We start from the raw sequence: 9,652 nt of genomic DNA, 5'->3' as shown, positions 1-9,652 counted from the left end.
GCGAGATCACGCCGCGTGAACCGCTACCTGCCCGTTCAACCGGAGCTGCCGGTGACCTTCTCGTAGAGGCGGGCGGTACGCTCGGCCACCGCGGGCCAGCCGAACTCGGCGACGGCACGGTCCCGCCCCGCGCGGCCCATGGCGGCGGCGCGCCCGGGGTCGGCGAGCACCTCGTTGATCGCGGCTGCCAACGCCGCGGGGTCGTCCGGTGGCACGAGCAGGCCCGTCTCGCCGGACGCGACGACCTCGGGGATGCCGCCGACCCGGGAGGCGACCACGGCCGTACCGCAGGCCATCGCCTCCAGGTTGACGATGCCCAGCGGCTCGTAGACGGACGGGCAGACGAACACCGTCGCGTGCGACAGGATCTGGATCACCTCGGGCTTGGCGAGCATGCCGGACAGCCAGACCACGCCGTCGCGGCTGGCGCGCAGGCCGTCCACCAGCCCGGTGACCTCGGCGAGCTGCTCGGGGGTGTCCGGAGCGCCGGCGCAGAGCACGAGCTGCGCGGACGGGTCGAGCCGGGCCGCGGCCCGCAGCAGCACGGGCAGCCCCTTCTGCCGGGTTATGCGCCCGACGAAGACCACCGACGGGCGATCCGGGTCCACGCCGTACCGCTCGAGGACGTCGGTGCGGTTGTCCGGGGTGTACTCGTCGGTGTCGATGCCGTTGCGGATGACATGCACGCGCCCGGGGTCGACCTCGGGGTAGGCGTCGAGGATGTCGGCGCGCATGCCCTCGCTGACCGCCACCACAGCCGCCGCGGCGGAGATCGCCACCCGCTCACACCACGACGACAGCCGGTAGCCCCCGCCGAGCTGCTCGGCCTTCCACGGTCGGCGCGGCTCGAGCGAGTGCGCGGTCATCACGTGCGGGATGCCCTGCACGAGGGACGTCAGATGCCCGGCGAGGTTGGTGTACCAGGTGTGGGAGTGCACGACGTCGGCACCGCCGGCACGGTCCACCGCCGCCGCCATCGACAGGTCCATCGAGGCGATCCGCAGGGCGTCGTTCGCCCCATCGAGCGCCGGCCAGGGCCGGTGCGCCTCGACCGCGGCCGTGCTGGCTGCGCCGGCGGTGCCTGGAGATGGGCGCGGGTCGCCTTCGCAGTGCACGGTCAGGTCGACCAGCCGCGCCAGCTCCCGCGCGAGGTACTCGACGTGCACCCCGGCGCCGCCGTAGACATCCGGCGGGTACTCACGTGTGAACAGCGCGACCCGCATCCGTTCCTCGGCCCTTCGCTCGGTTCCGCCCTGGTCCGCTGGAGCGGATCAGTCCGCTATCGTGACGCCCTTGCCGACCACGGTGACTCCGGCCTCGCTGACCTGGTAGCCGCGGGCGCGGTCGTGGTCCTTGTCCACCCCGACGGTCGCGCCCGGGGGGACGACCACGTTCTTGTCGAGGATGGCGTCACGGACCACGGCGCGCCGTCCGATGACGGAGTTGTCCATCACGACGGCGTTCTCGACGACCGACCACGAGTTCACCCGGACCCCCGGGGACAGCACGGAGCGGCGCACCGCGCCACCGGAGATGATCACACCGTTGCTGACGATGCTGTCGGTGGCGACGCCGACCCGGCCCGGCGTGTCGTGCACGAACTTCGCCGGGGGGATGGACGGCGGGACGTTGGTGTAGATCGGCCAGTCCCGGTTGTAGAGGTTGAAGACCGGGTCGAGCGCGCACAGGTCCATGTGCGCGTCGAAGTAGGAGTCCAGGGTGCCGACATCCCGCCAGTAGCCGTGGTCGCGCTCGAGCGCCCCGGGCACCTGGTTGGCGGCGAAGTCGTAGACGGCGGCCGTGCCCTGCTCGACCAGCATCGGGACGATGCTGCCGCCCATGTCGTGGACGCTCTCCGGGTCGGCGGCGTCGGCGCGCAGGGCGTCGATGAGCACGTCGGTGGTGAACACGTAGTTGCCCATCGACGCGAAGATCTCGTCGGGGCTGCCCGGCAGTCCCGGGGGGTCGGCCGGCTTCTCCAGGAACTCCGCGATGGTGACCCCGTCATCCGCGGTGCGGATCACCCCGAACGCGCTGCCCTCCGACCGGGGGACGCGCAGCCCCGCCACCGTGACCCCGGCGCCGGTCTCCAGATGCTGGGCGACCATCTGGCGCGGGTCCATCCGGTAGACGTGGTCGGCGCCGAAGACCACGACCACGTCGGGGGCCTCGTCGTGGACGAGGTTGAGGGACTGGTGGATGGCGTCCGCGCTGCCGGCGAACCACTGCGGGCCGAGGCGCTGTTGGGCGGGCACCGGCGTCACGTAGTTGCCGAGCAGGTTGCTCATCCGCCAGGTGGTCGTGATGTGCCGGTCGAGGCTGTGGCTCTTGTACTGGGTCAGCACGGCGATCCGCAGGTAGCCGCCGTTGACCAGGTTCGACAGGACGAAGTCGACCAGGCGGTAGATCCCGCCGAACGGCACCGCGGGTTTCGCGCGGTCGGCGGTCAGCGGAGCCAGGCGCTTTCCCGCGCCACCCGCCAAGACAAGACCCAGCACCCGCGGGCTGCGCATACTTCGGCCCGGCTCCCCGTGATCGACCCGAATCCGGGACGGATCCGCCCCGGCACAGACCGGATGACCACACCCGAACATGTGCCCAGGCTGTGTGCATTCCGGTCATCTCGGAGCCTACAAGGGACCACTGGGGTCAGTGGCTGCACGTCAAAGAGTTAGCCACGAGGTAAGAAAACGGTCAGGTCACGCTACGACGCTACGGCGACCCAGGGTGCCGCCCCGGGCCGCCGCTCCGTACTAATCAGGTACAGATCAGACGTTGAACCCGAGAGCGCGCAGCTGCTCCCGGCCCTCGTCGGTGATCTTGTCCGGGCCCCACGGCGGCATCCAGACCCAGTTGATCGTGACGTCGTTGACCAGGTTGTCCGGCCCGTCGACGAGTGCCGAGCGGGTCTGGTCCTCGATGACGTCGGTCAACGGGCAGGCCGCCGAGGTCAGCGTCATGTCGAGGGTGACCGTGTTGTCGTCCGCGATGTTGATGCCGTACACCAGGCCGAGGTCGACGACGTTGATCCCGAGCTCGGGGTCGACGACGTCGCGCATGGCCTCCTCGACGTCGTCGAACGATGCCTTCTCCACGACGACAGCCCTCTCGGTGACCCGCGCCGGCTCGGTGGGGGTGGCGGTCTCGCTCATGGTCACTTCTCCTGCTCGGGGACGAGGGCGGTGGCCTGCGCGGTGGCGTCCTTCCAGGCCATCCAGGACAGCAGTGCGCACTTCACCCGGGCCGGGTACTTGGAGACGCCCGCGAACGCGACCGCGTCCTCGAGCACCTCCTCGTCGCCCTCCTGGGTGCCGCGGGACTGCATCAGCGCCAGGAACTCGCGTTCGAGCTCGAGCGCGTCCGCCACCGACTTCCCGATCACCAGGTCGGCCATCACGCTGGCCGAGGCCTGACTGATCGAGCAGCCCTCGCTCTCGTAGGACACGTCCGCGACGACACCGTCGGCGACCTTGACCCGCAGGGTCACCTCGTCGCCACAGGTCGGGTTGACGTGGTGCACCTCGGCGTCGAACGGGTCACGCAGGCCGCGGTGATGCGGGTTGCGATAGTGGTCCAGGATGATCTCCTGGTACATGGAGTCGAGCTTCACCTCAGGAAGAACCTCCTGACCTGCCCGAGACCTTCCACCAACGCGTCGACGTCGGCGGTGTTCGTGTACAGGTGGAACGAGGCCCGGGTGGTCGCCGGCACGCCGTAGCGCAGGCAGACCGGGCGGGCGCAGTGGTGGCCGACCCGCACCGCGACGCCCTGCTCGTCCAGGATCTGGCCGACGTCGTGCGGGTGCAGTGGGCGGTCCTCGGAGTCGCGCAGGGCGAACGAGATCGCCCCGCCGCGGCCCTCGGCGGTCGGCGGTCCGATGATCCGCAGGCCCGGGACGCCCGCGAGCGCGTCGAGCGCGTACGCGGTGATCTCGTGCTCGTGCGCGGCGACCGCGTCCATGCCGAGGCCGGTGAGGTAGTCCACCGCGGCGCCGAGGCCGATCGCCTGGGAGATCATCGGGGTGCCCGCCTCGAAGCGGTGCGGCGCAGCGGCGTAGGTCGAGGCCTCCATGGTGACGACCTCGATCATCTCTCCACCACCGAGGAACGGAGGCATCACCTCGAGCAGCTCGCGCCGCCCCCACAGCACGCCGATGCCGGTGGGCCCGCACATCTTGTGCCCGGTGAAGGCGAGGAAGTCCACCCCGAGGTCGACGACGTCGATCGGCATGTGCGGCACCGACTGGGAGCCGTCGAGCACGGTGAGCGCCCCGACCTCACGAGCCCGGGCGACGATCGTCGCGACCGGGTTGACCGTGCCGAGGATGTTCGACTGGTGCACGAAGGAGACGATCTTCGCCCGGTCGGTGATGACCTCGTCGAGGTGTGCCAGGTCGAGCCGGCCGTCCTCGGTGAGACCGATCCAGCGCAGGGTGGCGCCGGTGCGCGCGCACAGCATCTGCCAGGGCACCAGGTTGGAGTGGTGCTCCATCTCGGTGATGACGACCTCGTCGCCCGGCCCGAGCCGGAACCGCTCCGCTTCCGGACCGCCCGTGACGGCGTTGCTCATCGCGTAGGCGACGAGGTTCAGCGCCTCCGAGGAGTTCTTCGTGAACACGATCTCGCGCCGGTCGGGCGCGCCGACGAACGCCGCGATCTTGTCCCGGGACTCCTCGTAGAGGGCCGTGGCCTCCTCGGCGAGCACGTGGATACCGCGGTGCACGTTGGCGTTGTGCCGCTCGTAGTAGGTCCGCTCGGCGTCGAGGACGGCCAGCGGCTTCTGCGACGTCGCGGCGCTGTCGAGGTAGACCAGCGGCAGGCCGTCGTGCACCGTGCGGGCGAGGATCGGGAAGTCGCGACGGACCCGCTCGACGTCGAACCCGGCGCCGGCGTGCGCGCCGACTCCCGCCGCGCGTGTCTCGACGACGGTCATGAGACCGCCGCCGCCGGCTCCACGCCCTTGACGTACCGGTCGTAGCCGGAATCCTCCAGGGTCGCCGCGAGCTCGGGACCGCCCTCGTCCACGATCCGCCCGCCCGCCATGACGTGCACGAACTCGGGCTTCACGTAGCGCAGGATGCGGGTGTAGTGGGTGATGAGCAGGATGCCCGTCTCCCCCTTGGCCCGCACCGCCTCGATGCCGGCGGAGACGATGCGCAGCGCGTCGACGTCCAGGCCGGAGTCGGTCTCGTCGAGAATGGCGACCTTCGGCGCGAGCAGCGTCATCTGCAGGATCTCGTGGCGCTTCTTCTCACCGCCGGAGAAGCCCTCGTTGACGCTGCGCTCGGCGAACGCCGGGTCCATCTCCAGCCCGGCCATCGCCTGCTTGACCTCCTTGACCCAGGTGCGCAGCTTCGGCGCCTCGCCACGCACCGCCGTCGCCGACGAGCGCAGGAAGTTCGACACCGAGACGCCGGGCACCTCGACCGGGTACTGCATCGCCAGGAAGATCCCGGCCCGCGCGCGGGCGTCCACGGACATGGCGAGGACGTCCTCGCCGTCGAGGGTGACGGTGCCCTCGGTGACCGTGTACTTGGGGTGGCCGGCGATGGAGTAGGAGAGCGTGGACTTGCCGGAGCCGTTCGGCCCCATGATCGCGTGGGTCTCGCCCTTGCGGACGGTGAGGTCGACCCCGCGCAGGATCTCGCGCGGGCCCTCCGTGTCGGTGTCCACCGACACGTGCAAGTTGCGGATCTCGAGAACAGACACCGCGGTCGTCACCCTCGCTTCGGGTTCGTGTGAAGGTCGACGAGGACGTCGTCGCCGTCGATGGTCACTGGGTATGTGGGCACCGGGTCGATCGCCGGCAGGCTCGTCGGCTGGCCGGTGGCGAGGTCGAACTGGGAGCCGTGCAGCCAGCACTCGATGAGGCCGTTCTCTACTTCTCCCTCGGAGAGCTGCACGTCGGCGTGCGAGCACTCGTCGCGCACCGCGTACAGCCGGCCGCCGGAGCGGACGACGCAGATTGGCTCGCCGTCGATCTCGACGCCGAGCGCGGCCTCGTCGCCGAGGTCGGCGGCGGCGCAGGCGCGCCGCCAGTGCGTGTCGGTCGTGCTGGTCATACGCCCACCGCCGCCAGCTCCTCCTCGACCCGGCTCATGACGCGCTCGCGCAGCTCGGGGAGGTCGATCCGGTCGACGATCTCGGCGAAGAAACCGCGGACCACCAGGCGACGGGCCTCGTCGGCGGGGATGCCGCGCGACATCAGGTAGAACAGCGCCTCGTCGTCGAAGCGGCCGGTCGCGCTGGCGTGGCCGGCGCCGACGACCTCCCCGGTGAGGATCTCCAGGTTGGGCACCGAGTCGGCGCGCGCGCCGTCGGTGAGCACCAGGTTGCGGTTCAGCTCGTAGGTGTCGGTGCCGACGGCGTCGGCACCGATCACGACGTCGCCGATCCACACCGCATGCGCGCCCTCGCCCTGCAGCGCGCCCTTGTAGGTGACCCGGCTGCGGCAGGACCGCGCCTCGTGGGTGACCAGCAGGCGGTGCTCCTGGTGCTGGCCCGCCTCGGTGAAGAACAGGCCGTAGAGCTCTGCGTCACCACCGGGGCCGCGGTAGTCCACGGTCGGGTTCAGCCGGACGAGGTCGCCGCCGAGGGTGATGGTGAACGAGCGAAGCCGCGCGTCGCGGCCCACCGAGTAGGCGTGCGCGCCCAGGTGGACGGAGTCTTCCGCCCAGTCCTGGACGGTGACGAACGTCAGCGCCGCGCCGTGGCCGATGAACACCTCGACGTTGCCGGCGAAGGTGGCGCTGCCGGTGTGGTCGAGGACGACCGTGGCCGTGGCGAACGGGCCGAGCTCGACGAGCACGTGCTCGTAGCAGACGCCGCCGTCGCCCCGCAGGCTCACGACCACCGGTTCGGTGAGCGCGGCCTCGGCCGGGATGGTGACGGACAGGCCGCCGTCCGAACGGGCCATGGCGAACGCCGCCGGGCGGTCCGCCGGGGTGAGCACGCGCCCGATCCGGGAGTCGGTCGGGGCGAGCCGCTCGATCTCGACGCCGTCCGGCGCGGAGACCGAGACGTCGACCTTGGAGTCGGCGACGGGGCCGTTGAGCAGGCCGCGCAGGCGGCGCAGCGGGGTGAACCGCCACGCCTCCTCGCGACCGCCAGGTACTGCGTGGTCCTCGGGGTCACGGGACCGAACGGGACGCGGAGCCGCGCCGGCCTGGGCCGGGGGGCGTCCCGTGGCATCGATGACGGCCATCAGCCGACTGCGCCTTCCATCTGGAGCTCGATGAGCCGGTTGAGTTCGAGGGCGTACTCCATGGGCAGCTCGCGGGCGACCGGCTCGATGAAGCCGCGCACCACCATGGCCATCGCCTCGTCCTCGGACAGACCTCTGCTCATCAGGTAGAAGAGCTGGTCCTCGCCGACCTTGGAGACGCTGGCCTCGTGCCCGATGGAGGCGTCGTCCTCGCGGACGTCGACATAGGGGTAGGTGTCGGAGCGGCTGACCGCGTCGACCAGCAGCGCGTCACACTTCACCGTCGACCGCGAGGCGTGCGAGCCCTCGTTGATCTGGACCAGGCCACGGTACGAGGTCCGGCCGCCGCCGCGGGCCACGGACTTCGAGACAATCTTGGACGAGGTGCGCGGCGCCGCGTGCACCATCTTGGCGCCGGCGTCCTGGTGCTGGCCCTCACCTGCGAAGGCGATCGAGAGGACCTCGCCGTGGGCCTGCTCGCCGAGCAGCCACACCGCCGGGTACTTCATCGTCACCTTGGAGCCGATGTTGCCGTCGATCCACTCCATGGTGGCGCCCTCGTGGCAGGCGGCCCGCTTCGTGACCAGGTTGTAGACGTTGTTCGACCAGTTCTGGATGGTCGTGTACCGGCAGCGGGCGTTCTTCTTCACGACGATCTCGACGACCGCGGAGTGCAGCGAGTCCGACGAGTAGACCGGCGCGGTGCAGCCCTCGACGTAGTGGACGTAGGCGCCCTCGTCCACGATGATCAGGGTGCGCTCGAACTGGCCCATGTTCTCGGTGTTGATCCGGAAGTAGGCCTGCAGCGGGATCTCGACCTGCACGCCCGGCGGGACGTAGATGAACGAGCCACCCGACCACACCGAGGTGTTCAGCGCGGCGAACTTGTTGTCGCCGACCGGGATCACCGAGCCGAAGTACTCCTGGAAGATCTCCGGGTGCTCGCGCAGCCCCGAGTCGGTGTCCAGGAAGATGACGCCCTGCTCCTCGAGGTCCTCACGGATCTTGTGGTAGACGACCTCCGACTCGTACTGGGCCGCGACGCCGGAGATCAGCCGCTGCTTCTCCGCCTCCGGGATGCCGAGCCGGTCGTAGGTGGCCCGGATCTCCTCCGGCAGGTCCGCCCACTCCTCGGCCTGCTTCTCCGTCGACCTGACGAAGTACTTGATGTTGTCGAAGTGGATGCCGGTCAGATCCGCACCCCAGGTCGGCATGGGCTTGCGCTCGAAGAGCTTCAGGCCCTTCAGCCGCAGGTCGGTCATCCAGGACGGCTCGTTCTTCTTCGCCGAGATGCTACGTACGACCGCCTCGGAGAGGCCACGTTCCACGTCGACGGCATAGGCGTCCGCATCCGCCCAGCCGAACCGGTAGGAGCCAAGGCCCTCAAGGGCGGTCTCGGCAGAGGTGGTCATAGAGAACCTTCCGGAAAGGTGGATGGTTGTGATGTCTGCCCGGACGGGGTCCTGTCGGGCGCCGCGCCCGCTGGCCCGGAGGCCCCCGACGGCGAGAGCACCGTGATCGACTCCACCGGGATCACCGGTATGTGTGTGGTGCAGACGCCGTCGCCGTGGGCGATCGTGGCCAGGCGCTGCACGTGCGTGTCGAGGAGCCGCGCCAACATCGCCGTCTCGGCCTCGCACAACGCGGGGAAGCGCTCGGCCACGTGCTGCACCGGGCAGTGGTGCTGGCAGATCTGGGTACCGCTCGGCAGCTCGGAGACGCTGGCCGTGTACCCGGCCTGGGTCATGGCCGCGGCGATCGCCTCCGGGCGCTCCGCCGGCGGCACGGCGACGACCTCGTCGCGGATCCGCCGTTCCAGATCGACCCCGCGTACCCGGGCGAACTCGGCCACCGCGTCGGGGCCGCAGGCGTCCGCGAGGAACAGCAGCGCGCCGGCGGCCAGGTCGGAGTAGGCCGTGGGGCCGGCCTGGTGCCCGGCCTCGGTGAGGGTGTAGCGCCGGGCCGGCCGGCCCCGCCCGCGCCGGCCGTGGACCACGGTCGATGTGGTCGTTATGGTGCCGTCCGAGGTCATAGCGTCGAGATGCCGGCGGACGGCCGCCGGCGACAGCCCGAGCTCGTGCGAGAGGTCCGCGGCCGTCGACGGGCCGCGTTCGAGCAGGAGCCGCACGAGGCGATCCCGGGTGCGACCGTCGGTCGCGCCCGTGGACACCTCCTGCTCGCTTTTCACAACACCAGTGTGCCCTATTTCCAGGACGTGGTCGAACCGAGGCGGCCGTCGCCCACCTGACGGGCCCGTGATCTCCTTCATAGGGTCGGGTCACCGACAGAAGTCGGGTCTTCCAGGTCACATGCGACCGCTTCGGACATACCCGATCGGACCCCTCCCACAGGCGGATGGGACACTTCGCCCGGCGCGCGCGGAACATCACCCGGGCGCGGCTGCGGGCTCCTGTCCGCCCTGACCGGAGCGGTCCGGGCAGCACGGCCG

Annotated in this window: 10 protein-coding genes; all 10 read right to left on the bottom strand. The window is 70.5% G+C overall.

The annotated features are described in order from the left end of the window. Positions 1–35 precede the first annotated feature (35 nt). The 10 genes from glgA to E0504_RS17695 all read right to left on the bottom strand — a co-directional run bounded on the left by glgA (position 36) and on the right by E0504_RS17695 (position 9,472). On the bottom strand, positions 36–1,223 hold the full coding sequence (glgA, locus tag E0504_RS17740; RefSeq protein ID WP_071065489.1) for a glycogen synthase: 1,188 nt from the start codon (positions 1,221–1,223) through the stop codon (positions 36–38). 48 nt (positions 1,224–1,271) lie between these two features. After that, positions 1,272–2,513 (bottom strand): glucose-1-phosphate adenylyltransferase, encoded by a 1,242-nt coding sequence (gene glgC / locus E0504_RS17735; RefSeq protein ID WP_112107453.1) that lies wholly within the window; start codon positions 2,511–2,513, stop codon positions 1,272–1,274. A 255-nt stretch (positions 2,514–2,768) separates the two neighbouring features. Then, the gene (locus E0504_RS17730) at positions 2,769–3,152 is read right to left on the bottom strand and encodes a metal-sulfur cluster assembly factor (RefSeq protein ID WP_071065491.1); all 384 of its coding nucleotides are present in this window, start codon (positions 3,150–3,152) and stop codon (positions 2,769–2,771) included. A gap of 2 nt (positions 3,153–3,154) precedes the next feature. Next, positions 3,155–3,610, bottom strand: a complete 456-nt coding sequence (gene sufU / locus E0504_RS17725) for a Fe-S cluster assembly sulfur transfer protein SufU (RefSeq protein ID WP_071065492.1) — start codon at positions 3,608–3,610, stop codon at positions 3,155–3,157. Beyond that, entirely contained in the window at positions 3,607–4,932 is a 1,326-nt protein-coding gene (locus tag E0504_RS17720) for a cysteine desulfurase (RefSeq protein ID WP_112107450.1), read from the bottom strand. The genes sufU and E0504_RS17720 overlap by 4 nt, the downstream gene beginning before the upstream one ends. Then, positions 4,929–5,708, bottom strand: a complete 780-nt coding sequence (sufC, locus tag E0504_RS17715; protein WP_198541413.1) for a Fe-S cluster assembly ATPase SufC — start codon at positions 5,706–5,708, stop codon at positions 4,929–4,931. Before sufC ends, E0504_RS17720 begins: the two co-directional genes overlap by 4 nt. A gap of 8 nt (positions 5,709–5,716) precedes the next feature. Continuing rightward, positions 5,717–6,061, bottom strand: coding sequence for a non-heme iron oxygenase ferredoxin subunit (locus tag E0504_RS17710; protein ID WP_071065495.1), 345 nt, complete (start codon positions 6,059–6,061; stop codon positions 5,717–5,719). After that, the gene (gene sufD, locus E0504_RS17705; protein WP_071065496.1) at positions 6,058–7,203 is read right to left on the bottom strand and encodes a Fe-S cluster assembly protein SufD; all 1,146 of its coding nucleotides are present in this window, start codon (positions 7,201–7,203) and stop codon (positions 6,058–6,060) included. The genes E0504_RS17710 and sufD overlap by 4 nt, the downstream gene beginning before the upstream one ends. Next, the gene (gene sufB / locus E0504_RS17700) at positions 7,203–8,615 is read right to left on the bottom strand and encodes a Fe-S cluster assembly protein SufB (RefSeq protein ID WP_071065497.1); all 1,413 of its coding nucleotides are present in this window, start codon (positions 8,613–8,615) and stop codon (positions 7,203–7,205) included. The genes sufD and sufB overlap by 1 nt, the downstream gene beginning before the upstream one ends. Beyond that, positions 8,612–9,472 (bottom strand): helix-turn-helix transcriptional regulator, encoded by an 861-nt coding sequence (locus E0504_RS17695; RefSeq protein WP_373693911.1) that lies wholly within the window; start codon positions 9,470–9,472, stop codon positions 8,612–8,614. The genes sufB and E0504_RS17695 overlap by 4 nt, the downstream gene beginning before the upstream one ends. Positions 9,473–9,652 lie beyond the last annotated feature (180 nt).

It is taken from the genome of Parafrankia sp. BMG5.11 (assembly GCF_004337455.1).
The sequence above is the reverse complement of the archived record's forward strand: the minus strand, read 5'-3'. Positions and strand labels throughout refer to the sequence as shown.

Bases quoted from the DNA above. Each gene is read 5' to 3' on its own strand.
- glgA (WP_071065489.1), bottom strand. From the start codon at position 1,223: ATGCGGGTCGCGCTGTTCACACGTGAGTACCCGCCGGATGTCTACGGC.
- glgC (WP_112107453.1), bottom strand. From the start codon at position 2,513: ATGCGCAGCCCGCGGGTGCTGGGTCTTGTCTTGGCGGGTGGCGCGGGA.
- E0504_RS17730 (WP_071065491.1), bottom strand. From the start codon at position 3,152: ATGAGCGAGACCGCCACCCCCACCGAGCCGGCGCGGGTCACCGAGAGG.
- E0504_RS17720 (WP_112107450.1), bottom strand. From the start codon at position 4,932: ATGACCGTCGTCGAGACACGCGCGGCGGGAGTCGGCGCGCACGCCGGC.
- E0504_RS17710 (WP_071065495.1), bottom strand. From the start codon at position 6,061: ATGACCAGCACGACCGACACGCACTGGCGGCGCGCCTGCGCCGCCGCC.
- sufD (WP_071065496.1), bottom strand. From the start codon at position 7,203: ATGGCCGTCATCGATGCCACGGGACGCCCCCCGGCCCAGGCCGGCGCG.
- sufB (WP_071065497.1), bottom strand. From the start codon at position 8,615: ATGACCACCTCTGCCGAGACCGCCCTTGAGGGCCTTGGCTCCTACCGG.
- E0504_RS17695 (WP_373693911.1), bottom strand. From the start codon at position 9,472: ATGAAGGAGATCACGGGCCCGTCAGGTGGGCGACGGCCGCCTCGGTTC.